This is a genomic window from Mesorhizobium sp. WSM3866 (genome assembly GCF_002294795.1).
Lineage (GTDB): Bacteria > Pseudomonadota > Alphaproteobacteria > Rhizobiales > Rhizobiaceae > Mesorhizobium.
Window position 1 is genome coordinate 697,366 of the sequence record NZ_NSGC01000002.1, and the last position, 26,050, is coordinate 723,415.

Consider the following 26,050-nt stretch of genomic DNA (forward strand, 5'->3'; position numbering starts at 1 on the left):
GAGCGACCTGCGGCTGCCCGCTGGCTCACTCTCCTTCGAAAAAGGTCAGGCGATTCCCGAATGGATCGATCACCGTGACCTCCTTCGTCTGCCAAGGCGTCGTCTCAAGGCCCGGCCTGTTGAAGCGGTAGTTCTTGGCCTTGAACTCGCGATGCAGCTCAGCGATGCCGTCCGTTTCGATGCGGACATGGGCACCGGGCGAGCCGTCGCCATGATGCTCGCTCAGATGCAGCTCGCAGCCGTCGCGGGCGATGCCCATATAGAGCGGCGCGTCGTCGTCGAAGCGATGCTCGAAGCGGACCTCGAAACCGAGGAAGTCGAGATAGAACTCTCGCGCCTTGACGATATCGAACATGCGCAGAATCGGGGTGACGGTTCCAAGCTTCGGCATGTCGGCGGTGACCGGTGTGGGCGCTATTTCAGTTCGAGCAGGCGTTCGAGGTAGCTGCGCTCGATGTCCGGGCTGAGCGCGTTGCCGAGGCGCTTGCGGATCGCTTCGAGGATCTGGCGGGCGCGCTGCACGTCGATCTCGTCGGGCACCTTGACGGAGTTGCCGTCGTCGGGGCCCTTCGTGGCGCGCGGCCGGCCAAGCGGGTCGCGGTCAGCGTCCTGCTGACGTCCGCCCTGTTCGCTGCCGCCCTGGTCGCCCTGCATGGCCTGCATCTGCTTCATCATCTCCTTGGCGCCGCGGCGCAGCGCCTCCAGCGCACGGCCCTGGTGGCCGACCGCCTCGTCGCCCTCGCCTTCGCCCAGCGCCTGCTCGGCATCGCCCATGGATTTGCCGGCCTCGCCGAAGCCCTCATTGGGCTGCATGCCCATGCCTTCGAGGCCCTTCTTCAGCTTGTCGAGCTCGCTCTGCAGCTGGCCCTGACCTTCCTGCAGCTGCTTCAGCGCATCCGCGAATTCCTGCGGCGTCATTTGCTTCGGCCGGCCGAGCGGGTCGCGGTCATCACCGGGCTTCTGCCCGTCCTGCGACTGCTCGCCATCCTCGCCCAGCTGCTCGTCGCGATTTGCACCGCGCTGGCGATCGCCGCGCTGCATCTGATCGAGGCGGAAGGTATCGTTCATCATCTCCTGCTGGCGCCGCATGATCTCGCCCAGCTTGTCCATCTGCTGGCGCATCTCGCTGTCCTGCTCGCCGGCCTGCTGCTGGCGGCCGGCCTGCAGGTTGTTCATCATGTCCTGCAGTTCCGACAACAACTGCTGGGCCCGGTCTCGGTCGCCGGATTTGGCGAGATTCTCGATCTCGTCCATCATCCGGTTGATGTCGCTCTGGCGCAGTTCCCGACCGTTCTGCTGCATCTGCGGCGCGTTCGGGTTCTGCTGGGCGCGCTGGGCGAATTCCTGCAGGAACTGGTTCATCGCCTCGCGAAGTTCCTTCATCGCCTTTTCGAGCTCTTCGTCGCTGGCGCCGTTTTTGATGGCGTCCTGTAGCGCCTGCTGCGCCTGGCGCAGCCGACGCTCGGCGGCCGACAGATTGCCTTCCTCGATGCCGAGCGCGATCTCCCACAGATAAGCCACCTCGTTGCGCAGCTGGTCGTCGTTCTCGGCAAGCTTCAGCCGGCTCCTGGCGCTCATGATCGCGAGGTAATGCGACATGTTGTCGAAAGTATCCTCCGGGCGCAGGGCGATCGCGTCCATCAGGTCGAGCACGCGCGGCTTGGCGTTGGCGTCGAGCGCCAGCAGGCGGCGCTGCTCGATCACCGCGCGGGCCAGGGGATTGGAGAAGGGCCGCTCCGGCATTACCAGCGTCTTGGTCTCACTGGTGGCGGTATGGCCGGCATCGTCGGTGGCGGTGAGCGTCAGCTTGATGGTGCTGCCGGCCCAGACATGCTCGGTCAGATCCTTGGTCGTCTTAGCGGCGTTCGCCTTGCCGCCGCGGCGCGGCAGCGTCAGCGGCATGTCGGGCGGGCCATAGAGCGGATGCGCATTGGCCGGCGGCGGCTCAGACAGCTCCAAGACGGCCTTGGCGGAGGCCGCGCCGTAGTCGTCGTCGATCTGGTAGTTGAGCTCGATGGCGCCATTGACGGCACGCTTGGGCTCGCCGACGAAACGGATCGTCGGCGGTTTGTCCGGGATGATGGCGAAGGCCCAGTGGCCGAGATCGTCCTCGCCGGTCTTGAGCCGCAGCGTGCCGTTGTTGTTCAGCTTGCCGGAGAACTGGCGCACTTTGAGCCCGGCTGGGGACCCCGGCTGTGCCGCGGCTGGCGTGGCGCCCTTCGGCGCAACCGGCTCGATGGCGCGATCATTGCCGTTCGCGTCGGCATAGCTCAGCGTTTCTTCGCCGGTTCCGCCAGTGACGCGCAGCGAGACGTCGCTGCCCTCAGGGACGCTGAAGACCTGAGCGGCCTGGTTGACGTCGGCGGTCAAGAACAGCGGCGGCTTGCCGGTATAGGAAGGCGGCGTCACCCAGGCATCGATGCGCGGCGGCACGCTATCTCGCGCGGCGCTGGCGACGAAGCCGTCGCTGATCCTGCCGCCGAAAGGTCCGAACGAGAAGGCAAAAGCGGTGACGAACAGCAGCCCCACCACAGCCCGCAGGCCCCAGCGGTCGTAATCCGGCACGCTTGTGCGCGGCCTGTCGGCGCCCAGGTCGGAGAGCCGCTCGGCCATGCGCTTCTGGTGCTCGCGCCACAGCGCCTGCGAGAAGAGGCTGTCCGCGCCGCTCGGCCGGTCGGTCTGCACCTGCACGGGGCTGTGCAGCAGCTCGTTCGCTGCCTCGATGCGTCGGTCGACCTCGGCGGCGGAAGGAATGCGGAAGAAGCGCAGCGCAAAGAGCGCGGCGAGCGCCGAGATGGAGAAGAGGATCAGGAGGCCGATCCGCGCCAGATCCGGCAGGCGCTGGAACAAGCCCAGCCACGAGACACTGAGGAACAGGCCGGCGACCACCGCCAGCGGCAACAGCAACGGCCAGCCGCGCTCGAAGATCATCGAGGCCCGCGTCGCCCGCCGGGTCAAGGCAAGGCGCCCGGCCAGACCGCGTTCGCCGCTGGAAATGGGTCGTTCCGTCATCGGCCCTTCCTGCCCGGGCAGGATCGCCCGGACCTCATGAGCAGAGGATAACACCAAACACGGCGAAGGCGAGGCGGGTTCCAAAATCTGTGACGGGTTCGCCGTCTTTACGATCAGAAATTCGCGGGATTCGTGTTGGAACCACAGACCAGGACGGCCACGCGCTCGCCGGGAGCCGGCGCGTAGCGGCCGGAAAGCATCGCGGCAAAGGCAGCGGCCCCGCCCGGCTCGGCGATGATTCGCGCCCGGTCCCAGAGCGCTTTCTGCGCCGCCACGATGTCGTCGTCGCTGACCAGGATCGAGCGCTCGACGAAAGCTTTCGCGATCGGGAACATCATTTCGCCGACGCGCTTCGGCGCCAGCGAATCGGCGGCGATGCCCTCGGCCGGTGCATCGACCGGCTTGCCGGCTTCGAAGGCGCGGTGAAGCGTCGGCGCGCCCTCGGGCTCGATGGCGATGATGCGGATGCGGCCAGCGAACCAGGCGGCGATGCCGCCGATCAGGCCGCCGCCGCCGACCGCGACAAGCAGTGTGTCGATCTGCGGCAGATCGGCTTCGATCTCGAGCCCGAGAGTGCCTTGGCCGATTAGCGTCTCTTCCTGGTTGAAGGCGTGGATCTGCAGGGCGCCGGTTCGTTCGGCAAAATCCTCGCTGGCAGCCAGCGCCTCGGCATAGCGCGCACCGCCGACCACCAGCTCGGCGCCATAGCTGCGGATGCGCTCGAGCTTTGCCGGCGGGCTGACCTCGGGCACGAAGATGGTGGCCCTGTGCCCGAGCTTCATGGCGGCATAGGCGACGGCGGCGCCATGATTGCCGCCGGAGGCGGCGACCACACCCGCTGCGGGCACCTGCCGCTCGAGCAGGTTGGTGAATGCGCCGCGCGCCTTGAACGAGCCGGAATGCTGCAGACATTCGAGCTTCAGATCGACCGGAAAGGCCGGCCGGCCGAAGTCAGCCATGTCGACGCGCATTACCGGCGTGTGGCGGACGAACGGGCGGATGCGCGGTTCCACCGCGGCGATGCGATCGCGCGTGATAGCTCCAGTCTCCAGCATGGCTTGCTCCTTTGAGCGCGGGACCCTCGTGCTTCTATTTCAGCCACTCCGGCAATGAATCCAGCCCGATCAGCTCCTCATGGGTCTGGCGCGGCCGCACGACGTGAAAACGGTCGCCGTCGACCAGCACTTCCGGCACCAGGAGCCGGGTGTTGTAGGTGCCGGCCTGCACGGCGCCGTAAGCTCCAGCGGTGGCGACGGCGATGAGGTCGCCAGGATTCAGCCTGGGGAGGTCGCGGTCGAGGCCGAGGAAATCGCCTGTCTCGCAGACCGGCCCGACGATATCGACCGTCATGCGCGGCGTGGCGGCCGGCGGCTGCACCACCGGCTTGATATCATGGAAGGCGTCGTAAAGCGTCGGCCGGATCAGGTCGTTCATGGCGGCGTCGACGACGAGGAAGTTCTTGGCGTCGCCTTCCTTCACATAGATCACTTCCGAGACCAGGATGCCGGCATTGCCGACGATCAGCCGGCCAGGCTCGAACATCACCTTCAGGCCGAGCCGGGTGACATGCTTCCTGACGATCTCGGCATAGGCGTCGGGCAAGGGCGGCGGACTGTTGTCGACGCGGTAAGGAATGCCGAGGCCGCCGCCGAGATCGACATGCTCGATGGCGTGTCCGTCAGCGCGCAGCACGCCGACCAGTTCCACCAGCAGCGCGAAAGCGTCGTCGAAAGGCTGCAGCTCGGTGATCTGGCTGCCGATATGGGTGTCGATGCCGGTGACCTTGATGCCCGGCAGCTCCGCCGCGCGGGCATAGACCTGGCGCGCCCGCTGCCACGGGATGCCGAACTTGTTCTCGGCCTTGCCGGTGGAGATCTTCTTGTGGGTCCTGGCGTCGACGTCCGGGTTGATGCGCAGCGAGACGGGTGCCACCTTGCCGAGCGCTGTGGCGCGCGCCGACAGCAGTTCGAGTTCGGGTTCGGACTCGACGTTGAAGCAGAGGATGCCGGCATTGAGGGCGAAGTCCATTTCCCGCGCGGTCTTGCCGACGCCGGAAAACAGGATCTTGCTCGCGGGGATGCCGGCGGCCAAGGCGCGCCGCAGTTCACCTTCCGACACCACGTCGGCGCCGGCGCCTTGTCTTGCCAAGGTCTTCAGCACGGCCTGGTTGGAATTCGCCTTCATGGCGTAGCAGACCAGCGCGTCGAGACCGGCAAAAGCTTCCTTGAAGACCCGGAAATGCCTGGTCAGGGTCGCGGTCGAATAGCAGTAAAACGGCGTGCCGACGCTGGCGGCGATGCCGGGGATTGCCACATCCTCGGCGTAGAGAACGCCGTCGCGGTAGTCGAAATGGTTCACGGGGAGAGGTCCGAAAATTGGAGCGCGATGAGATCGGATGATCTCCTCGGCTCTAGAGCAAGGGGTCGAGAATGAACTTCTTGTCCTTGACCGGTTTCTCAGGCTCGGGCGGCAGCGGCTGTTTGGCTCGCTCCGCATCCTTGCGCGCCTGCACGGCAGCCTCGTAAGGCGTATCGAGGCCGCCTCTCCTGCCGCAGGCCGTGACGGTGACAACCGCCGCCAGCAGCGCGAGCGTCATCAAAATCCTGCCTCGGGTCATCGATCCATCCGTTCGAAACTGTTTTGTCCAGCCGCGCTTTTAGCCGAGTTTTCGGCGCATTGCATCCCGGCATCACGCCTTGGCGAGCCGCTTTTTCCAGTAGCGGATCTGCTTCTTCACCTCCGACGGCGCGGTGCCGCCGAAGCTGGTCCGGCTCTTCACCGAATTCTGCACGGCAAGCACGGAGAAGATGCCGTCGGTGATACCGGAATGGATCGAGCGGAGGTCCTCCAGCGAGAGCTTTTCCAGGCCGACCTTCTTCTCCTCGGCGAGCGCGACGGCGCGGCCGGTGACGTGATGGGCCTCTCGGAAAGGAAGGCCCAGATTACGCACCAGCCAGTCGGCGAGGTCGGTGGCAGTGGCATGGCCGGCACCGGCGGCCTTTTTCATGGAGATGGCGTTGACGGTCATGTCGCTGACCATCCCGGCGGTCGCCGCCAGCATCAGGTCGAGCGTTTCGGCTACGTCGAAAACCGATTCCTTGTCCTCCTGCATGTCCTTGCCATAGGTCAGCGGCATGCCCTTCATCACCGTCAGCAAGCCGACCAAATGGCCGTTGATGCGGCCGGTCTTGCCGCGCACCAATTCGGCGGCGTCGGGGTTCTTCTTCTGCGGCATGATCGAGGAGCCGGTGGAGAATGAATCCGATAGCCGGATGAAGCCGAATTGCGGCGTCGACCAGATGATGATCTCTTCGGCCAGCCGCGACAGATGCGTGCCGCAGATCGCGGCGATCGAGAGGAATTCGAGCGCGAAGTCGCGGTCCGACACGCTGTCGAGGGAATTGCGCATCGGCTCGCGGAAGCCGAGCGCCTTCGCCGACATATGGCGGTCGATGGAAAAGCTCGTGCCGGCCAGCGCGGCGGCGCCCAGCGGGCTTTCGTCCATGCGCTCGATGGCGTCGCGGACACGTGACAGATCGCGGCCGAACATCTCGACATAAGCCATGCAATGATGACCGAAGGTCACCGGCTGCGCGGCCTGCATATGGGTGAAGCCGGGCATTACCGTCGCGGCGTGCTCCTCGGCGCGCTCGAGAAAGGCGCCGATGAGGTCCTTCAGCGCCTGGGCGACGCGCTGGCATTCCTCCTTGACCCAGAGTTTCAGATCGACCGCCACCTGATCGTTGCGCGAGCGGGCGGTATGCAGGCGGCCGGCAGCCGACCCGATCAGATCGGCCAGACGCGCCTCGACATTCATATGGATGTCTTCGAGCTTGGTCGAGAATTCGAATTTCCCGGCCTCGATCTCTTTCAGGATCGTGTTCAGGCCGTGAGCGATTTTTTCTTGATCGGCGGCCGAAATAATGCCCGTTTCAGCCAACATCTCGCTGTGGGCGATCGAGCCGCGGATGTCCTGCGCGTAGAGTTTGCGGTCGAAGGCGATCGATGCGTTGATCGCTTCCATGATCGCGGCCGGACCCGAGGCAAAACGTCCGCCCCACATCTGGTTGCTAGCCTTCTTGTCGCTCATCGCTATAACCCGTGCTCCGGAGCAGTTTTTAAGAAAATGGCAGACGGCAATAAATTCTTCCCGGCCCCGCGCCTCATCCTCGCCGCGCTTGTAGCGGGCGTGCTGGCCGGCGCGGTCGCGGTATATGTCAGCGAGAGCGGTTCTGGCAACAACGCGCCGGATCAGGTTGCCGCGGCCAGCACCGGCAAGGACGACGTCGCTTGCAAGGCGAAGGCCGAACGGGCCAAGCAGGTTGCGGCAAAGGCGGTCGGTCAGGTCGCGGCACTGCAGCCGGCGGATCCGCCGCAATCGCTGAAGGGACTCGCCTTCAACGGACCCGACGGCAAGCCGACGACGATCGCCGGCCATGCCGGCAAGACGGTGCTGCTCAATCTGTGGGCGACATGGTGCGCGCCCTGCCGCGCCGAAATGCCGGCGCTCGATGCGTTGCAGAAGGAAAAAGGCGGCAAGACTTTCGAGGTCGTCGCGGTCAATGTCGACACCGGCGATGACGCCAGGCCGAAAAAGTTCCTGAAGGAGATCGGCATCGAGACGCTCGGCTACTACCGGGATGCGACAATGGGCCTGTTCAACGAGGCCAAGACGCGCGGGCTGGCGCTTGGCCTGCCGGTGACGATGCTGATCGACGGCGAAGGCTGCCTGATCGCACATATGAACGGACCGGCGGAATGGTCGAGTCCCGACGCCAAGCGACTGGTGGAAGCCGCGCTCGGTCCGTCAAGCTGAGCGCGCGGCGGCGGGCTCGAGCATGAGGATGCGGCCGCCGCGGGCCTCGACAGCATCCATCGCCGCCGGCACGCCGGTCAGCTCGCTGAAGGTTTCGATCGGGCTTGGCCTGCCGAGATAGTATCCTTGGCCGATCTCGCAGTCCTCGGCATCGAGGAAGCGCAATTCGTCCAGCGTTTCGACGCCTTCGGCCAGAACAGGCAGGCCCAGGCCGCGCCCCAGCCCCAGCACGGCGCGCACGATGGCCGCGACCTGACCATTCCTGTCGACCGACTTGATGAAGGAGCCGTCGATCTTGATCTTGTCGAAAGGGAAAGCGCGGAGATTGGAAAGCGATGAATAGCCGGTTCCAAAATCGTCCATCGCGACGCGAATACCAAGCGCCTTGACCTGCCGCAGGGTCGCCAGCGCCCGCGGCATATCCTTGATAAGCGCCGTCTCGGTCACTTCAAGCTCCAGCCGTCCGGCTGGAAGTCCCGAACGCAGCAGGATCTCGTGTACTTTGCGGCTGAAATTCGGGTTGTGGAGCTGCACCGCCGAGACATTGACGGCGATGGTCAGCGGATTTTTCCAGCGCACGGCTTCCTCGCAGGCCGTCGCCAGCACCCATTCGCCGATCTGGGCGATAGTGCCGCTGTCTTCCGCGACCGGGATGAAGACCGACGGCGGGATGTTGCCGCGCTCCGGATGATGCCAGCGGATCAAGGCCTCGAAACCGATCATCTTGCCGCTGCTGATCTCCTTTTGCGGCTGATAGACCAACCGGAACTCGCCGCGCGCAACCGCCTGGCGCAGATCGTGCTCCATGGCGCGCCTGTCGCGCGTCTCGGCGCCCATCGAAGCCTCGAAATAGCGATAAGTGTCCTTGCCCTCGGCCTTGGCGCGGTAGAGCGCGGTGTCGGCATGGCTTACCAGCGCCGCCTGCTCGTCGGCGTCCAGCGGGAAAAGAGCAATGCCGATGCTGGCCGACACCAGCTCGCCGCCGGGCGACAGTTGGCCCTCTTGGCGCAGCTTGGAAAGCACCGCCTCGGCGATGCGGCCTGCGGCCTGCGGGTCGGGAAGGTTCGGCGCGATGATGGCGAACTCGTCGCCGCCGAGGCGGGCGAGCATCTGCCCATGGCGGAGCACGCCCGAAGCGCATTGCGCCACCCTCTGCAGCACTGCATCGCCGGCCGCATGACCGAAGAGGTCGTTGACCTCCTTGAAGCGGTCGAGATCGAGAAGCATCAGCGCGAGCTGCCCGTCCTTGCCGCTCGCCGTGGCGATCTCGGCCTCGAGCCGGCTGGTGAAGCTGCGGCGATTGGCAAGCCCGGTCAGCGGATCGAAATGCGCCAGGCGAAGGATCTCCTGCTCGGCCTTCTTGCGCTCGCGCATGTCGCGGACGGCGACGACGTCGTGAGGCTTGCCGCAATAGTCGATGCTGCGGGCGATCAGCTCGACCGGAATGCGGGTGCCGTCCTGGCTGCGCAGCTCGGCTTCCTGCGCCTGACCGCTGCCGCCGGCGATGGCTGAGGCAACGCGTTCGCCGAAGAGGTCGCTGAGCGTCATCACGTTCAGCGTGCCGGGCGCGATGCCGCTCAGCGCCGCGATGCTGTCGTTGGCGCTGACGATGCGGCTGCCGTCGCAAACGATCAGCCCCTCGACCGCCGCGTTGGCCAGGCCGTGCATGCGCTGCGCTTCCGCCTGATGCCGGCGGAACCGCAGGTCGATGCGGATCGCCGCGGCCGAGAGCACCAGAATGACCAGGCTTGCCGCCGCAGCGGCAAAGGCTTGCGACATCGGCGCGATGGTGAATTTTGAGATCTCTATCGAGGAGTCCGGATAGATCGAGACCGCCGCCATGGCGATAAAATGCAGTGTGCAGATGGCCAGTGTGAGCAAGACGGCGGCAGCGATCGTCGTAAGCGTCGACGGGCGGCAAAGCACGACGAGCAGCGAAAGCGCGGCAAGCGTGACGCCCGCCGCCAGCGAAAGAGCGACGAGCAGCTCGTTCCAGACGATCCTGCCCTGGACCTCGAACGCCGCCATGCCGGTATAGTGCATCACGGCGATGCCGACGCCGAGCACGGCGCCGCCGACAAGATAGTGATCAATGCCGCCGCGGATGGTGGCGATCCACATTCCGGCCGCTGTCAGAACTACGGAGGCGGCCAGCGAAAGCGCGGAAAGCTCCGCGTTATAGGCGTTGGGTATTCCCGGCGTGAAGGCGATCATGGCGACGAAATGCGTCGCCCAGATACCGAATCCGGTCGCCGTGGCTGCAATCAACAGCCATGCGTAGCGATTTCGACTGGTCGATTGCTCGACATGGCGAAGAAGATTGACCGCCGAGAAAGAGGAAATTCCGCAGATGAGCGCCGCAAGTGCGACCAACCTCAGATCGTGCTCGTGCACGATGCAATTATAGACGGTCAACATTTGGCCCCACCTGATCTTCCCGCATCAATCAAGTTAAGATTGCTTAAGGCCCGACGGCTGAAGAATCGATTAGTGGACCTGCAACCGACGCGTGTGCCTCAGGTTGTAAAGGACGGATAAGGTTGGGCCGGCTGTCGCAATACGATGGTTGGAGTCGCTCAAATCCTAAGCCGGCAAGCAATCTGCCCGGCCGTGACCGATGCACGTTGATTTAGGATCAGATGATGTTCATCGACGCATAACAAAACCGTTGTCCGATTGTCATGCGCAACACATACTGGTTCTGCGGAAGCCCCCTTTCGCCAATCACAACGGGAGATGAAAACATGAAGCTCTTCGGCTTCGCGGCAGGTGTTGCCGCTACCTTGACCCTGCTTTCCACCACGTCCGCTTTCGCTGTCACGCAGATCAGCTGGTGGCATGCGATGACGGGCGCCAATGCGGAAGTCGTCGACAAGATCTCGAAGGACTTCAACGCCAGCCAAAGCGACTACCAGATCGTTCCGGTCTTCAAGGGCACCTATCCCGAGACGCTGAATGCAGGCATCGCCGCGTTCCGCGCCGGCCAGGCGCCGGACATCATCCAGGTGTTCGATGTCGGCACCGGCGTCATGATGGCGGCCGAGAGCGCGATCAAACCCGTGGCCGAAGTTTTGACGGGCGCGGGGATGACGTTCGATAAGAGCCAGTATCTGCCCGGCATTGTCGGCTACTATTCGAAGCCGGACGGCACCATGTTGTCTTTCCCTTACAATTCCTCCTCGCCGATCCTCTACTACAACAAGGACATCTTTCAGAAGGCCGGCCTCGACGTGAACAACCCGCCTAAGACCTGGAACGAGGTCTGGGAAGCGGCGAAGAAGATCAAGGCGAGCGGCGCGGCCCCTTGCGGCTACACCTCGACCTGGCTGACCTGGATCCATCTGGAAAATTTTGCCGCCTGGAATAATGTTTCCTGGGCGACCCAGCAGAACGGACTGGCCGGCGGCGACGTCGAGCTCAAGATCAATGCGCCGATTTTCGTCAACCACTTTCAGGCGCTGGCTGACCTCGCCAAGGATGGCACTTTCAAATATGGCGGGCGAACCTCCGAAGCCAAGCAGATCTTCCTCGCCGGAGAATGCGGCATCTTTACCGAGTCGTCGGGCGGGCTCGGCGATATCGTCAAGTCGGGTATGAACTACGGCATCGGCCAACTGCCGTATGACAGCGATGCCAAGGGTGCGCCGCAGAACACGACCCCCGGCGGCGCAAGCCTCTGGGTTTTCAGCGGCAAATCCGATGCGGAGTACAAGGGCGTCGCGGCCTTCTTCGCCTATCTCTCCAAGACCGAGGTGCAGGAATATCTGCACCAGAAGTCGGGCTACTTGCCGGTGACGCTGGCAGCCTATGAGGCGACCAAGAAGTCCGGCTTCTACGACAAGAACCCGGGCCGCGAGACACCGATCCTGCAGATGACCGGCAAGGCGCCGACCGAAAATTCGAAGGGTGTGCGCCTGCCCAACCTGCCTCAGGTGCGCGATATCCAGAACGAGGAGTTCGAGAAGATGCTGGCCGGCCAGGAAACGGCCCAGCAGGCGCTCGACAATGCCGTCTCGCGCGGCAACGCGGCGATCAAGGACGCGTTGGGCAACTAGACCTGGCCGAGGATGAAACGTCGCCCGCGCGGATCGGCGCGGGCGATCCTTGCTTGACGAGGAAACCAAGCTGACCCCGCGCGTCGTTTTCCCCAACAAAGTCCTGCCTTACCTGCTTGTGGCGCCGCAACTCGCCATAACACTGGTTTTCTTCTATTGGCCGGCCGGGCAGGCGCTCTACCAGTCCATGCTCAGGCAGGATCCATTCGGGCTAAAGAGCAAGTTCGTCTGGTTTGCCAATTTCCGCAAAGTGCTTGCCGATCCGGCCTATCTCAACTCGATCAAGGTAACGGTGGTATTTTCGCTTGCGACCGCAATCGTGGCGATGGCAGTGGCGTTGCTGCTTGCCGTAATGGCGGAAAAAGTGGTGCGCGGGAAAGCGCTCTACCGCACACTGATGATCTGGCCCTATGCGGTGGCGCCGGCGATCGCCGGCATGTTGTGGCTGTTCCTGTTCAACCCTTCGATCGGCTCGCTATCCTACGTGCTGAGAAGTCTCGGCATAGCCTGGGATCCGTTGCTCAACGGCAGTCACGCCATGATCCTTTTGGTTTCCGCCGCAGCATGGAAGCAGATTAGCTACAATTTCCTGTTCTTCGTCGCCGGGCTGCAGGCGGTGCCGAAGACGCTGATCGAGGCGGCGGCGATGGACGGCGCTCGCGAGACCAAGCGTTTCTGGACCATCATCTTCCCGCTGCTCGCGCCGACGACCTTCTTCCTGCTGGTCGTCAACACTGTCTATGCCCTGTTCGACACGTTCGGCATCGTCCATGCCGTCACCGGCGGCGGACCGGGCAAGACCACCGAGACGTTGGTCTACAAGGTCTACAATGACGGCTTCGTCAACCTGATCCTCGGCGACTCGGCGGCGCAGTCGGTGATCCTGATGGTCATCGTCATCGCGCTCACCGCCATCCAGTTCCGCTATGTGGAACGCAAGGTCCACTACGGCTGAGGCAAGCGATGATCGGCCAGTCCCCGTTGCGTGTCCTGATCGCCCATGCCGCTCTCATTCTCGGCATTTTGATCGTTGCATTTCCCATCTACTACACATTCGTGGCCTCGACACAGACGCTGCAGACGATCCTCAAGCCGCCCCTGCCGCTGCTGCCCGGTGACCAGCTCTGGAACAATTACAGCGAGGCGTTGTTCGGCGGTGTCGGGCGCATCGGCGGCGTCAGCGTCGGCAGGCTGCTTCTCAACACGACGGTCATGGCGCTCGGCGTCGCGGTGGGGAAGATCTTCATCTCGATCCTGTCGGCCTATGCCATCGTGTTCTTTCGTTTCCCGCTGCGCATGACCTTCTTCTGGCTGATTTTCATCACTCTGATGCTGCCCGTCGAGGTCCGCATCCTGCCGACCTACAAGGTGATGGTCGATCTCGGCATGATCGACACCTATGCCGGTCTGATCATTCCGCTGATCGCCTCGGCCACGGCCACGCTATTGTTCAGACAGTTCTTCATGACCATCCCGGGCGAGCTCGTCGAGGCGGCGCGCGTCGATGGCGCCGGGCCGTGGCGCTTCTTCTTCGATATACTCCTGCCGCTGTCGCGCACCAACATCGCGGCGCTGTTCGTCATCCTTTTCATCTATGGCTGGACGCAATATCTGTGGCCGCTGCTGGTCACCAACAGCAACGACATGAACACCATCGTCATCGCGCTGAAGAAGATGGTTTCTTTCGCCGATGCCGATACCCAGTGGCACCTTGTGATGGTCACCGCGATGCTGGCCATCGTGCCGCCGATCCTTGTCGTGGTGCTGATGCAGCGCTGGTTCGTGCGCGGCCTGGTCGAATCCGAGAAGTGAGGAGCGATGGCGACGGTTGATCTCAATGATGTGAGGAAGGTCTATGCCGGCGGCGTCGAGGCCGTGAAAGGCGTTTCGATCGCCATTCCGGACAAGCAGCTTTGCGTGCTGGTCGGTCCCTCCGGCTGCGGCAAATCGACGTTGCTCAGGATGATCGCCGGACTCGAGACCATCTCGTCCGGAACGGTTGCGATCGACGGCAAGATCGTCAATGCGATCGGGCCGACCGAACGCGACATTGCGATGGTCTTCCAGAATTACGCGCTCTACCCGCATATGAAGGTCTACGACAACATGGCCTATGGCCTGCGTAATCGCGGCACGCCGAAAGCCGAGATCGACAGCAGAGTGCGTTCAACTGCCAAGGTGCTGGAATTGTCGGGACTGCTCGACCGGCGCCCTCGCGAGCTTTCCGGCGGCCAGCGACAGCGCGTCGCCATGGGCCGGGCGATCGTGCGCAATCCGAAAGTCTTCCTGTTCGACGAACCGCTCTCCAACCTCGACGCCAAGCTGCGCGGCCAGATGCGGGTCGAGATCAAGAGCCTGCAGCGCAGGCTCGGCGTCACTTCGGTCTATGTCACCCACGACCAGCTCGAGGCGATGACGCTAGCCGACATGCTTGTCGTCATGAATGCGGGGCTGGTCGAGCAGATCGGCGCTCCTCTCGACATTTACGAGAAGCCGGCCTCGACATTCGTCGCGTCCTTCATTGGCGCGCCGCCGATGAACCTGCTCTCACTGAGCACAGAAAGTTCTGCAACTGAGCTGGAAGGAAAGTTGCTTGGGCTTGCCCCGCCCGGCGGGCAGGCGGCAATGCTAGGCTTCAGGCCCGAGGACGCCGAACTCGTCGCCGATGCCGAGGACCGATCCGGGGCGCTGATGCTGCCCGCAACGGTCGAGGCCGTGGAGCCGGTCGGCGCAGAAACCTTCCTGCACTGCTCGGCTGCCGGCAATAATATCGTGGTACGGGTCGGCGGCCGCACGGCGGCAAAGCCCGGCGACAAGTTGCGCATCACCGCCACAGCCGAGAAGTTGCACTGGTTCGATCGGGGCGGCAGGCGCCTCGGCAGCGTAAGCCCCTCCTCTTGACTCAGCTTCAGGCAAACACATGCGCCTTGCCGGTCACCGTGAGGCGCACGATCTCGCCGACCTCCGGCACGTCCATGCCGGTCTTGCGCAGGACGAGCGGTGTGTTGCCGATCGCGGCCGCATCCGGCGGATCCGGGCTATTGAGCAGCCGCACGGCGATGGTGCAGACCGAGCCGGCGAATTCGGAGTCCGTCACCTCGCCGAACAGCATGTCCGGCGTCCCCGACATGCCTTCGCGGGAGGTTCGTTTAAGCACCACCTGCTCGGGCCTGAGCATGATACGGGCGACGTCGCGCCGCTCGGTGATGTCGACCGCGATGCGGCCGAGCGGCGATATGGCAAAGCCGTCGGCGATCTTGGCCGGCACGATGATGGCGTCGCCGAGGAACTCGGCAACCATCCTGTCCCTGGGCTGGAAGTAGAGCTCGCGCGGCGTGCCGACTTGCGAGAACAGGCCGTCGCGCATGACGGCCACCTGGCTGGCGAAGGACAGCGCCTCGGCCTGATCGTGGGTGACCAGGATGGTGGTGATGCCCGCATCCTCCAGAAGCTCGGCCACAGCCTTGCGCATCGAGGCCCGGAGGCCGGTGTCGAGCGCCGAGAACGGCTCGTCGAGCAGCATCAGCCGGGGTTTCATCGCCATGGCACGGGCAAGCGCGACACGCTGCTGCTGGCCGCCGGAAAGCTCGTGCGGACGGCGCTTCAGGATCGCCTTGTCAAGCCCGACGATATAGGCGAGCTCGACAATGTGCTCGGCGCGCTTCTCGGCGCTTCGGGGCATGCCGAAGCCGATATTGTCGGCGATGGTGAGATGCGGGAAGAGGGCGCCGTCCTGCGCCACCACGCCGATGCCGCGGCGATGCGCCGGCACCGCCGCCCCGCCATTGGCGAGCAGCTTGCCGTCGAGCGCGATGCGGCCGCGGTCTGGCGCCTCGAAGCCGGCGATCAGCCTCAGCAAGGTGGTCTTGCCGCAGCCGGAGGGTCCGACGATCGCGGTGCGGCTGCCGCTTTCGACGGTGAGGTCGACGCCGGCAAGTGCTGCCACCGGGCCATAATGTTTTGCTACGTCGCGGAGCTCGAGGAAGCTCATCGGCCGGCCATCCGCTTTGACTGGACGTAGAGCACCCAGGTCATGGGCAGCGACATCGCCACCATGATCAAGGCGTAAGGGGCGGCCGAGGCGTAGTCGATCTCGCCGCTGTAGGACCAGAACGCCATCGCAAGGGTGCGGGTGCCGTTCGGCGCCAGCATCTGCGTGGCGGTCAATTCATTGGTGATGCCGAGTGCCACCATCGCCATCCCGGCCGCCGCGCCCGGCGCCGACAGCCGGATCGTGGTCGACCATAGCGCCCTGAGCGGCGGGCGGCCGAGGCTCGAAGCCGCGCGTTCGAGTTCCACCGGCGCCTGGGCGATCGAGGCGCGCAGGCTGACCAGCGCGCGCGGCAGGAACATCAGCGCATAGCCGAAAAGGATGGTGAAGAGCGTCTGATAGAGCGGCAAGGCGATGCGTACGGTGATGGTCACCAGCGCCAGCGCGACGACCACACCCGGCAGCGAGCCGACGATGTAGTTGCAGCTCTCGAGCAGGCGCTGCAAGCGGCCGGGCGCACGGATCGAGATCCAGGCCATGGGCATTGCGGCGACCGTGGCAAGCAGCGCGCCGGCGACGGCGAGGACCAGCGTCTGGCCGAGCGCCAGGCTGATCTCGTCCCAACGCCAGACGTCGGCGCCACCGGCAAGCAGCCAGCGGCCGACGGTCACAAAGGGCACGCCGAGCGTGAGCAGCGCAGTCCCGGCGGGCAGCAGCAAGCAAGGCAGCGTGGCGCGGCCGAGGGCGACACGCTGCTGCTGGCGCGCCGCCCCGGAGCCGACGCGGGCATAACGCTCCTCACCACGCACGATCACCTCCACGCCAAGCAGCACGAAGCAGCAGGCGACCAGCACGGCGGCGAGCATGTTCGCCGCCGCGCCGTTGAAGGTCGACTGGAACTGGTCGACGATCGCGGTGGTGAAGGTATCGAAGCGGATGAAGACATAAAGCCCGTATTCGGCAAGCAGGTGCAGGCCAACCAGCAGCGAACCGCCGCAGATGGCCAGCCTCAACTGCGGCAGCACGACACGCGCGAAGACGCGCCAGGGTCCGAGGCCCAGCGCTGCGGCGGCATCTTCCAGCGCCGGGTCAAGCCGGCGCAGCGCCGCTGCGATCGGCAGATAGAGGAACGGGAAATAGGCGATGACGGAGACGAGCACGCCGGCCCAGAGCCCGTGCAGGCCGGGGATTAGGCTGATCCAGGCGTAACTGTGGACGAAGGCGGGAATTGCCAAGGGCGCCACCGACAGCCACGACCACCAACGGTTTCCGGGAAGGTCGCTGCGCTCGGTCAGCCAGGCAAGCGCCACCGACAGCGCGATGGCGATCGGGACGGCCAGGACGACAAGCAGGATGGTGTTGACCAGGAGCGCGCCGACGCGAGGCCGAAAGATCAGCGCCACCACCGTGTCCCATCCCGTCTGGATGCCCACCCAGACGATGAAGGCAAGCGGCAGGAGAGCGATCAGCGAGACGATGGCGGCCGCAAGCGTAATCCACGACGTGGACCGCCGGCTCTGCCTTGCGGCAGCCGGCGGCCCCGAATGCGTGAGGTCGATCGCGGACATCAGCCGGAATGCACCGCCTGGAGACGATCTGATGAACCGCGAACGCGGTCGGAAACGCAGATGATCGTCATCGACGAGGCCATCTCCAAAACAAAAGCGCTCCCGCGGAAAGCGAATTCCGGCGGGAGCACGGTCGGTTGTCCTTTTAGGACGAACGCGGACTAAAGCAAGCCGGCTTGCGTCATCAGGTCGATGACCTTCTTCGAGTTCAGGTGCGTCGGATCGATCTTGGGCGCCTGCAGATCGGCCAGCGGCACGAGCTTCGGGTTCGACATGGCATTCTTGCCGACCGCGTATTCATAAGAGGTCCCGGTTTTCAAAACCTCCTGGCCGGCCTTGCCGGTGACCCACTTCAAGAAAGCCTGGGCTTCCTTCGGATGCTTGCTCGAGGCCAGCACGCCGCCGCCAGAGATCGACACGAACGCGCCCGGGTCCTGGTTCTTGAAATAATGCAGGCCGACATTCTTGCTGTTCTCGCCGGTCTTCGCCTGGTCGCCGAAATAGTAGTAGTGGTAGATCACGCCGCCATCGATCTCCCCGGCATTGACCGCCTTCATCACCGTATTGTTGCCCTTGTAGGCGGTGAAGTTCTGCTTCATGGCCTTCAGCCAGTCGGAAGTCGCGGCTTCACCTTTGAGCTCGAGCATCGCGCTGACGATGGCCTGGAAATCGGCGCCGGACGGCGAGGCGGCCCACCGGCCCTTCCAGCTCGGATCGGCAAGGTCGAGCAGCGACTTGGGCAGCTGGCCTTCCTTGAGCTTGTCCTTGTTGTAGGCAAAGACGGTGCTGCGCGCGGCGACGCCCACCCATTTGCCGCTCGAAGGCTGGTATTCCTGCGGAACCTGAGCGAGGGTGTCGGCATCCACCGGCGCGAACATGCCGGCCGCCTCGACCAGCGCCATTGCAGGCGAATTCTCTGTCAGGAACACGTCGGCCGGCGAGGCAGCACCCTCGGCGACGATCTGGTTGGAGAAATCGCTGTCGCCGCCGTTGCGCAGCGTGACCTTGATGCCGGTTTCCTTGGTGAAGCCCTTCGCCCATTCCTTGGCCAGGCTTTCATGCTGGGCGTTGTAGACGATGATGCCTGCATCCTCCGCCATGGCCGGTCCGGCGATCAGGCCGAGCGCCAGCGCGGCGGCGCCGGCAAGAGTGGAAAAGGCAGTTTTCATGGGCATCGTCCTCAAATCTGCAGACAGGGGTTCGGGCTCAGGCGCACCTATAAATACCTGATTACAATAGTCAACATTCCGGCCTGCTTCAATCGGTCGCCGTGCCGCAAACTTTCGTGATTTTCCGGTACTTTGGCTTGGACATTATTTCGCCGGACACGTAACAAACCAGGGCCGAGACGCGAACATCGGGGGTAAACTCTTGTGACCGGCAAGGACGAGGCCGAGCTTTCCCGGCTGCTCAGGGCCGCGATCGCGGGAGACGAAAGGGCTTACGCCGACTTTCTTCACCGGATAGCCGCTCTCGTTCGCGGCTTCGTCCGGCGCAAGATCGTCCAGGGCGGGGTCGACCCCGAGGATGTCGTGCAGGAAACCTTGCTGGCCATTCACGTCAAACGGCACACGTGGCGAGAAGACGCGCCGGTGCTGCCATGGGTCTATGCGATCGCCCGCTTCAAGCTGATCGATGCATTCCGCAGGCGCGGCCGTCGCATCGAGGTCGAGATCGACGAGATCGCAGAGACGTTCGCCGAGCCGGAAGCGGAGACGGTGAGCGAGCGCGACATAAACCGGGCCCTGGACGGCTTGCCGCCCTCGCAGCGTTCCGTGGTTTCCTCGATCTCGGTCGACGGCCATTCGATCGGCGAAACGGCGGTCAAGCTCGGCATCAGCGAGACGGCGGTGCGCGTGTCGCTGCATCGCGGCCTTGCCGCGATCGCCAAAAGGTTCGGACGACGGTGACATGAGAACCGAGGACCTCATAAAGGCGCTCGACGCCGATGCCCGCAACAAGGCGATGCCGCTTGGCCTCGCCTGGTGGCTGGCCGTCGGCGTGGCGGTTGTGGTCGCGGCGGTGGTCTTTTTCATGACCATCGGTCCGCGCCCGGACATCATGCCGGCCATGCATACGATGCGCTTCATATCGAAGTTCGTCTTCACCTTGGCGCTCACGACCAGCGCATTCGCTCTGATCCGAGCGCTGTCGGCGCCCGGTGCGGCGAGCAGGCGAGCGAAACTATGGATGCTCGCCGCGCCCGCGCTCGTCGTGATCGCGGTCATCCTGGAGCTTTTCGTCGTGCCCGAGGCGGACTGGGGCAGGCGGCTCGTGGGTACCAACATGATGATCTGCATGAGCTTCATCCCGTTGATCGGCATCGGTCCCCTGGCGATCTTCCTCGGCATGCTGCGCTATGGCGCGCCGACGCGGCCGGTGCTGGCCGGCGCGGTCGCGGGCCTGCTCGCGGGCGGCTTGGCGGCGACCTTCTATGCCGCGCATTGCTTCGACGATTCGCCGCTGTTCGTCGCCACCTGGTACACGATCGCGATCGCGTTCCTCACCGCGCTCGGCGCGCTTGGCGGACGGTTTTTCGTCCGCTGGTAGGATTACACACCGATCCTTAATCATGCCGGCAATTGCTTTGCCGGTTAGCGGCGTGGCCGCCGCAGCTTACAACCATTCCTTAAAATCGATCCGCCAGGGTTGTGGCAGTTGCGCATGGGGTGGGATCGCATTGTGGCGTGGTTGAGTTGGAAAGGTCCGCGGGCCGGCAAGCGCGCTGTGCTCGCCTTGATGGCGGCAGGGCTTATCACCCTGATGGCATCGGTCCTGTTGCCGGCGCTGGAGCTCGGTGCGGACGCGCTGAAGTTCTGCCTACAGATATCGGTCGCCGTCACCGCCGTGACGCTCTTTGTCTCGGCGCTGTTCATCCGCAGGATCATCGACGACCGCCGGCAGATTGCCGAGAGCGAGCAGCGCTTTCGCCGCGCGATGGAAGATTCGGCGATCGGCGTCGCCATCGTCGGCCTCGACGGCCGCATCCTTCAGACCAATCCCGCCTTCGCGGCGATGCTCGGCTACAGCCGGGCGGAAATCGAGGCGCTGACCTTCTTCCAGATCACGCATCCCGACGATCTGCAGATCGGCCGTGAGACGATGATCGCGCTGAAAGAGGGAAAGATCGATTCCTTTCATTTCGAGAAGCGCTACCTCAAGAAGGACGGCACTCCGGTCTGGGCGCAGCTCGCGGGCTCGGTCATTCGCGAAGACGAGACCGGCAAGCCGCTCTATCTTGTGTCGCAGATCGAGGACATCGATGCGCGCAAGCAGGCCGAAGCGCGCATCGCCGAAGCCGAGACGCGTTGGAATTTCGCGCTGACCAGCGCCGGACAAGGCGTCTGGAGCCTCGACATGCGCAAGGGCGGCACGACTTACTCCGAAACCTGGGTCAGAATGCTGGGCTATGACGATGGCGAGCTGGACGGCGACCCCGACCGCTGGCTGACGATGATCCACCCGGACGACCGCCAAATCGTCGCCGAGGCGGACCGGGCGCATCTTGACGGCGAGACGGCCTTCTTCGAGGCCGAGTTCCGGATGCGCCACAAGGACGGCCATTGGGTCTGGATCCTCGACCGCGGCAAGGCGATCGAACGCGACGGCGAGGGCCGGCTGATCCGGGCGATCGGCAGCTTGACCGATATCACGGAGCGCAAGGAGGCCGAAGAACGGCGCAAGGTCTCGGCGGCGATGCTCGCCGACGAAAAGGAGCGGCTCAGGGTGACGCTGCAATCGATCGGCGACGCGGTGATCTGCACCGATGCCGCGAACCGCGTCACCTTCATGAATCCGGTCGCCGAAAAGCTCACCGGCATTGCCAGCGGCGAGGCGCTTGGCAAGGTGCTCGGCGATGTCTACTGGGCGGTCGACGAGGAAACCGGGCAGAGGATCGGCCCGACACGATCTTCGGCCGCCGACCGCCATCATTGCGATCAGAACGCCCGCGCCGTGCTCATCAGGCGCGACGACACGCGCTGCAGCATCCGCCAAATGGTGTCGCCGATCATGAACGACCACGACGAGTTCTGCGGGTTGGTCATCGTCTTCCAGGATTTCACCGACGCGCGCGCCCTGCAGCGCCAGCTCGCTTATGCCGCGGCCCATGACGCGCTGACCGGGCTCGCCAACCGCCCAAGCTTCATCCGCACGATGGAGGAGCTGGTCGATCGGTGCCGGTTGAATGGCGGCGAGCATCAGTTCATGTTCGTCGACCTCGACCACTTCAAGGCGGTCAACGACACTGGCGGCCACGCGGCGGGCGATGCGCTGCTGAAGCGCGTCGCCGACGCCATCCGCAACGTGCTCGGTCCGGAAGATATCGTCGCCCGTCTCGGCGGCGACGAGTTCGCGGTCATACTGAAATCGGGCGCGCCGGCGCGAGCGACGGTCGCGGCGCGTTGCATCATCGAAGCCATCCGCAACCTGGGCTTCAGCTGGGACGGTCGTCCGCATTCGATCGCCGCCAGCATCGGGCTTGCGCCGATCCGCGCCGGCTGCGGCGAGGTGGACGAGATCATCGCCCGCGCCGATGCCGCCTGCTATGCCGCCAAGGCGGCCGGCCGCGGCTGCGTTTCGGCAGCACCCGATGAAGTTTCGAAGGACGAGGCGGCGCCCCTGCCGCTTGCCGCGGCATCCTGAACGCCGCGCAGTGAGCGTTCAGTCGCGGGGCTCAGCGCGTCGGCACCGGATGGTCACCGCGATAGTCGTAGAAGCCGCGGCCGGTCTTGCGGCCGAGCCAGCCGGCCTCGACATATTTCACCAGCAGCGGGCAGGGGCGATACTTGGAGTCCGACAGGCCCTCATGCAGCACCTGCATGATCGACAGGCAGGTGTCGAGACCGATGAAGTCGGCCAGTTGCAGCGGCCCCATCGGATGGTTGGCGCCGAGCCGCATGGCGGTGTCGATGGCGTCCACCGTGCCGACGCCCTCATAGAGCGTGTAGATCGCCTCGTTGATCATGGGCAACAGGATGCGGTTGACGATGAAGGCCGGGAAATCCTCCGAAACGGTGATCGTCTTGTCGAGCCTGTTCACGAAGGTCTTGGCGGCCTCGAACGTCTGGTCCTCGGTGGCGATGCCGCGCACCAGCTCGACCAGCTTCATCACCGGCACCGGGTTCATGAAATGTATGCCGATGAAGCGCTCAGGCCGGTCGGTCTGCGCGGCGAGCCGGGTGATCGAGATCGAGGAGGTGTTGGTCGCGAGAATCGCCTCCGGATTGAGCTGCGGGCAGAGTTGGGCGTAGATCTTGCGCTTGACCGTCTCATCCTCGGTCGCCGCCTCTATGACGAGGTCGGCGGCGGCGAGATCGGCCATGGCGGACGCCGATGAGATCCGCGCCATCGCCTCGTTGCGCGCCTTCTCCTCGAGCTTTCCCGAACCGACCTGACGGGCCATGTTGCCGCTGATGGTGGCGATGCCCTTCTCGACCCGGTCGGGCGAGATGTCGTGGATCAGGACCTTGTAGCCGGCCAGCGCCGAGACGTGGGCGATACCGCCCCCCATTTGACCTGCGCCGACAATGCCGATCGTCTCGATCTTGCTCATTACCCCAATCCCGTCTGGAGCATTTCCGCTTCTGCGAGGCACGGAAGCGCTCCCTTCTCTTTGTTTCCCGCAATTCCGGACGCAAAGTGGCTCGGCACTTTCCTGGAATTGCCTTTTTTGTTTATCGCAATTCCGGAGGGAAAACCGTACGGACTTTTCCTGGAATTGCGCAAGCCTTTACCGGCCTGCTTTTTGTGCAGTGCAAACTAAAAGGGCGGGGCGACTTCGTCTACCCCACCCTTCCGATTTTAATATGCCAGAGCAGAAAGCGTCAAAGCGCCTTTTGCAGCTCCGGCAGGATGACGAAGAGATCGCCGACGAGACCGTAGTCGGCAACCTGGAAGATCGGCGCTTCCTCGTCCTTGTTGATGGCGACGATGACCTTGGAATCCTTCATGCCGGCAAGATGCTGGATGGCGCCCGAGATGCCGACGGCAATGTAGAGATCGGGGGCGACCACCTTGCCGGTCTGGCCGACCTGCCAGTCATTGGGGGCATAGCCCGCATCGACCGCTGCGCGAGAGGCACCGACAGCGGCGCCGAGCTTGTCGGCGACCGGCAGGATGACTTCCTGGAACTTCTCCGACGAGCCGAGAGCACGGCCACCCGAAATGATGATTTTGGCCGAGGTCAACTCGGGACGGTCGTTTTCGGAGAGCTTGTTCTCGACGAAGGAGGAGAGGCCGGGATTGGCGGCGGCGTTCACCGTCTCGACCGGGGCCGAGCCGCCCTCGGGCGCCCCTTGGAAGGAGGCGGTGCGCACCGTGATCACCTTCTTGGCGTCGGTCGACTGCACGGTCTGGATGGCGTTGCCGGCATAGATCGGCCGCTTGAAGGTGTCGGGCGTGACCACCTCGATGATCTCGGAGACCTGCGCGACGTCGAGCAGGGCCGCCACGCGCGGCGCGACGTTCTTGCCCGCTGAGGTCGCGGGGGCGACGATCGCGTCATAGGAGCCGGCGAGCGAGACGACGAGTGCGGCCAGCGGCTCCGCCAGGCGTTCGGAGAGCTCGTCGGCCTCGGCCAGCAGGACTTTGCGAACACCCTTCAGCTTGGCGGCCGCGTCGCTTGCCGCCTTGGCGCCTTTGCCGGCGACCAGCACATCGACATCCGAGCCGATCTGCAGGGCCGCCGCGAGCGCCTTGGCGGTCTGGTCGGAAAGGCTTGCGTTGTCGTGTTCGGCGATGAGGAGAATTGCCATTTTCCTGTTCCCTTCCTGACCGCTTTAGAGCACGCCGGCTTCGTTCTTGAGCTTCTCGACCAGCTCGGCGACGCTGTTGACCTTGACGCCCGCCTTGCGGCCGCCGGGCTCCTCGGTCTTGATCACCTTCAGGCGCGGCTTGACGTCGGCGCCGTAGTCGGCCGGGCTCTTCTGGTCGAGCGGCTTCTTCTTGGCCTTCATGATGTTGGGGAGCGATGCATAGCGCGGCTGGTTCAAGCGAAGGTCGGCGGTCACGATCGCCGGCATTTTCAGCTCAACCGTCTGCAGGCCGCCGTCGACCTCACGCGTTACCTTGGCATGATCGCCGGCGAGCTCGATCCTGGAGGCGAAGGTGCCTTGCGCCCAGCCAAGCAGCGCCGCCAGCATCTGGCCGGTCTGGTTGCTGTCGTCGTCGATCGCCTGCTTGCCGAGGATGACGAGGCCGGGCTTCTCGGCCTCGACGACGCCCTTCAACACCTTGGCGACACCCAGCGGCTCGGTCTGCTCGTCGGTCTTGACCAGGATGGCGCGATCGGCGCCCATGGCGAGCGCGGTGCGCAGCGTCTCCTGCGCCTGCTGCGGGCCGATCGAGACGACGATGATCTCCTCGGCCTTGCCGGCTTCCTTGATCCGGATCGCTTCCTCGACCGCGATCTCGTCGAACGGGTTCATCGCCATCTTGACGTTGGCAAGCTCGACGCCCAGTCCGTCGGCCTTAACGCGGACCTTGACGTTCGCGTCCACAACCCGCTTCACGGGCACAAGGATCTTCATTTTCCTGTCACCTCTCCTGAGATAGTCGGGCGCGCTATAGCAGTGTGCGCCTTGTCAGAGTTGTCGAAAGCCGACATTCCGGGCGGAATTCTGGTCTCCAACGGCCAAGAAGCAGTTCCACCCCGATGTTTCGGTTGAGCATGATCATTCCGAAAAGCGGTTCCCACTTTTCGGGATCATGCTCTGCGGTGGCGTTCCGTAGTGGCGGCAGTCCGGCGCGTCAATATGCACGTCGCACTCAAATCGGTTCAGTCTGGCGGCGACGCCGCGCCGCGGCCCCATCGAGACGCCGTCTGTGCCGGCGCCTCGGGTGTTGGTCCGGGCTCGATCGGCAGAGGGACCTCCTGGACCTTCGGCGTCAGGTCCGGCTCGCCGTCTGCGCCGGCAAGCAGCGGCACGCCGCGGCTGCGCAACACCAGGACGAGAACAGCGCCGGCAATGATGCCGCCGATGTGGCAGGCCCAGGAAATCTGATCCTCTCCGCCGGCGGCAAACATCACGATCTGGAACAGGATCCAAAGGACGAGCGGGATGAAGGCGGGGATGCGCAGAGGAATGCGCGCAAAGACCAATACCCACACCTTAACCCTCGGATAGAGGATCAGATAGGCCGCAACCACGCCGGCGATGGCGCCGGAAGCGCCGATCAGCGGCACCTGGGAATCCCAGCCGACCAAGCCTTGAAAGAAAGCGCCCGCCGCCGCGCAGGCGAGGTAGAAGATCAGGTAGCGGATATGGCCGAGCGCGTCCTCGACATTGTCGCCGAACACCCACAGGAACAGCATGTTGCCGCCGAGATGGAAGATGTCGGCATGCAGGAAGGAATAGGTGAGATAGCTGAGGCTTTCGGGAATGACGACGAATTCGGGCGACAGCTCCACCTTGTCATGGACGACAGAGGGGATGAAGCCGAGGCCAAGCACTGCGGCATTGGTGAAGCTCTCGCCGCCAAGCGTGGTAGCGAGATAGACCAAGGCATTCGCGGCGATCAGGCCGATCGTCACATATTGCAGGCGGATGTGGCGGAGCCTGTTGGTGTCGTAGAGCGGGATGAACATCGGACCCTCCCGCCATACCCG

At 64.3% G+C, this 26,050-nt stretch carries 22 protein-coding genes; 8 read left to right on the plus strand and 14 right to left on the minus strand.

What is annotated here, in order from left to right; genetic code table 11:
* Positions 1 to 25: 25 nt before the first annotated feature.
* The 6 genes from CK222_RS07675 to argH all read right to left on the minus strand — a co-directional run bounded on the left by CK222_RS07675 (position 26) and on the right by argH (position 7,102).
* Complete coding sequence (locus CK222_RS07675; protein WP_095779352.1) at positions 26 to 391, minus strand: glyoxalase superfamily protein; 366 nt, start codon at positions 389 to 391, stop codon at positions 26 to 28.
* A gap of 23 nt (positions 392 to 414) precedes the next feature.
* On the minus strand, positions 415 to 3,012 hold the full coding sequence (locus CK222_RS07680) for a TIGR02302 family protein (RefSeq protein WP_095799902.1): 2,598 nt from the start codon (positions 3,010 to 3,012) through the stop codon (positions 415 to 417).
* Between the two features lie 113 nt (positions 3,013 to 3,125).
* Positions 3,126 to 4,067, minus strand: a complete 942-nt coding sequence (locus CK222_RS07685) for a threonine/serine dehydratase (protein ID WP_095799903.1) — start codon at positions 4,065 to 4,067, stop codon at positions 3,126 to 3,128.
* A gap of 34 nt (positions 4,068 to 4,101) precedes the next feature.
* The gene (gene lysA / locus CK222_RS07690; RefSeq protein ID WP_095799904.1) at positions 4,102 to 5,370 is read right to left on the minus strand and encodes a diaminopimelate decarboxylase; all 1,269 of its coding nucleotides are present in this window, start codon (positions 5,368 to 5,370) and stop codon (positions 4,102 to 4,104) included.
* 52 nt (positions 5,371 to 5,422) lie between these two features.
* Positions 5,423 to 5,629 (minus strand): lipoprotein, encoded by a 207-nt coding sequence (locus CK222_RS07695; protein WP_067319112.1) that lies wholly within the window; start codon positions 5,627 to 5,629, stop codon positions 5,423 to 5,425.
* A gap of 72 nt (positions 5,630 to 5,701) precedes the next feature.
* The gene (argH, locus tag CK222_RS07700) at positions 5,702 to 7,102 is read right to left on the minus strand and encodes an argininosuccinate lyase (protein ID WP_095799905.1); all 1,401 of its coding nucleotides are present in this window, start codon (positions 7,100 to 7,102) and stop codon (positions 5,702 to 5,704) included.
* 36 nt (positions 7,103 to 7,138) lie between these two features.
* On the opposite strand from argH, the gene CK222_RS07705 reads away from it, so the two are divergent.
* A complete protein-coding gene (locus tag CK222_RS07705; RefSeq protein ID WP_095799906.1) occupies positions 7,139 to 7,828 on the plus strand; it encodes a TlpA disulfide reductase family protein in 690 nt (229 codons plus the stop codon).
* Here CK222_RS07705 and CK222_RS07710 read toward each other — a convergent pair.
* The gene (locus CK222_RS07710; protein WP_095799907.1) at positions 7,820 to 10,246 is read right to left on the minus strand and encodes an EAL domain-containing protein; all 2,427 of its coding nucleotides are present in this window, start codon (positions 10,244 to 10,246) and stop codon (positions 7,820 to 7,822) included. The genes CK222_RS07705 and CK222_RS07710 overlap by 9 nt on opposite strands.
* 326 nt (positions 10,247 to 10,572) lie before the next feature.
* Here CK222_RS07710 and ugpB point away from each other — a divergent pair, with 326 nt between their 5' ends.
* The 4 genes from ugpB (at position 10,573) to CK222_RS07730 (ending at position 14,784) form a co-directional block, all read left to right on the plus strand.
* Complete coding sequence (ugpB, locus tag CK222_RS07715) at positions 10,573 to 11,883, plus strand: sn-glycerol-3-phosphate ABC transporter substrate-binding protein UgpB (RefSeq protein WP_066990210.1); 1,311 nt, start codon at positions 10,573 to 10,575, stop codon at positions 11,881 to 11,883.
* Between the two features lie 70 nt (positions 11,884 to 11,953).
* Positions 11,954 to 12,838 carry a sn-glycerol-3-phosphate ABC transporter permease UgpA gene (gene ugpA, locus CK222_RS07720; protein WP_067319653.1) on the plus strand — a complete coding sequence of 295 codons (885 nt, stop codon included), beginning with the start codon at positions 11,954 to 11,956 and terminating at the stop codon, positions 12,836 to 12,838.
* Between the two features lie 8 nt (positions 12,839 to 12,846).
* Complete coding sequence (gene ugpE / locus CK222_RS07725; protein ID WP_066990208.1) at positions 12,847 to 13,695, plus strand: sn-glycerol-3-phosphate ABC transporter permease UgpE; 849 nt, start codon at positions 12,847 to 12,849, stop codon at positions 13,693 to 13,695.
* Positions 13,696 to 13,701: 6 nt separating this feature from the next.
* On the plus strand, positions 13,702 to 14,784 hold the full coding sequence (locus CK222_RS07730; RefSeq protein WP_095799908.1) for a sn-glycerol-3-phosphate import ATP-binding protein UgpC: 1,083 nt from the start codon (positions 13,702 to 13,704) through the stop codon (positions 14,782 to 14,784).
* A 7-nt stretch (positions 14,785 to 14,791) separates the two neighbouring features.
* On the opposite strand, the gene CK222_RS07735 is transcribed toward CK222_RS07730, so the two are convergent.
* The 3 genes from CK222_RS07735 to CK222_RS07745 all read right to left on the minus strand — a co-directional run bounded on the left by CK222_RS07735 (position 14,792) and on the right by CK222_RS07745 (position 18,611).
* Positions 14,792 to 15,874: an ABC transporter ATP-binding protein gene (locus CK222_RS07735; RefSeq protein ID WP_067319100.1), complete on the minus strand. Its 1,083-nt coding sequence runs from the start codon at positions 15,872 to 15,874 to the stop codon at positions 14,792 to 14,794.
* The gene (locus tag CK222_RS07740) at positions 15,871 to 17,442 is read right to left on the minus strand and encodes an iron ABC transporter permease (RefSeq protein WP_095799909.1); all 1,572 of its coding nucleotides are present in this window, start codon (positions 17,440 to 17,442) and stop codon (positions 15,871 to 15,873) included. Before CK222_RS07740 ends, CK222_RS07735 begins: the two co-directional genes overlap by 4 nt.
* Before the next feature lie 161 nt (positions 17,443 to 17,603).
* Positions 17,604 to 18,611 carry an iron ABC transporter substrate-binding protein gene (locus CK222_RS07745; protein ID WP_095799910.1) on the minus strand — a complete coding sequence of 336 codons (1,008 nt, stop codon included), beginning with the start codon at positions 18,609 to 18,611 and terminating at the stop codon, positions 17,604 to 17,606.
* 204 nt (positions 18,612 to 18,815) lie between these two features.
* Here CK222_RS07745 and CK222_RS07750 point away from each other — a divergent pair, with 204 nt between their 5' ends.
* The 3 genes from CK222_RS07750 to CK222_RS07760 all read left to right on the plus strand — a co-directional run bounded on the left by CK222_RS07750 (position 18,816) and on the right by CK222_RS07760 (position 22,086).
* The gene (locus CK222_RS07750; RefSeq protein WP_066990192.1) at positions 18,816 to 19,352 is read left to right on the plus strand and encodes a sigma-70 family RNA polymerase sigma factor; all 537 of its coding nucleotides are present in this window, start codon (positions 18,816 to 18,818) and stop codon (positions 19,350 to 19,352) included.
* A 1-nt stretch (position 19,353) separates the two neighbouring features.
* Entirely contained in the window at positions 19,354 to 19,992 is a 639-nt protein-coding gene (locus tag CK222_RS07755) for an NrsF family protein (protein WP_095799911.1), read from the plus strand.
* 132 nt (positions 19,993 to 20,124) lie between these two features.
* Positions 20,125 to 22,086, plus strand: coding sequence for a PAS domain S-box protein (locus CK222_RS07760; protein WP_245432970.1), 1,962 nt, complete (start codon positions 20,125 to 20,127; stop codon positions 22,084 to 22,086).
* Positions 22,087 to 22,117: 31 nt separating this feature from the next.
* On the opposite strand, the gene CK222_RS07765 is transcribed toward CK222_RS07760, so the two are convergent.
* The 4 genes from CK222_RS07765 to CK222_RS07780 all read right to left on the minus strand — a co-directional run bounded on the left by CK222_RS07765 (position 22,118) and on the right by CK222_RS07780 (position 26,029).
* Positions 22,118 to 22,996, minus strand: coding sequence for a 3-hydroxybutyryl-CoA dehydrogenase (locus CK222_RS07765; RefSeq protein ID WP_066990182.1), 879 nt, complete (start codon positions 22,994 to 22,996; stop codon positions 22,118 to 22,120).
* Between the two features lie 271 nt (positions 22,997 to 23,267).
* Positions 23,268 to 24,197: an electron transfer flavoprotein subunit alpha/FixB family protein gene (locus tag CK222_RS07770; protein WP_095799913.1), complete on the minus strand. Its 930-nt coding sequence runs from the start codon at positions 24,195 to 24,197 to the stop codon at positions 23,268 to 23,270.
* 24 nt (positions 24,198 to 24,221) lie between these two features.
* Positions 24,222 to 24,971 carry an electron transfer flavoprotein subunit beta/FixA family protein gene (locus CK222_RS07775; protein ID WP_095799914.1) on the minus strand — a complete coding sequence of 250 codons (750 nt, stop codon included), beginning with the start codon at positions 24,969 to 24,971 and terminating at the stop codon, positions 24,222 to 24,224.
* Between the two features lie 248 nt (positions 24,972 to 25,219).
* Complete coding sequence (locus CK222_RS07780; RefSeq protein WP_095799915.1) at positions 25,220 to 26,029, minus strand: rhomboid family intramembrane serine protease; 810 nt, start codon at positions 26,027 to 26,029, stop codon at positions 25,220 to 25,222.
* Between the last annotated feature and the right edge of the window lie 21 nt (positions 26,030 to 26,050).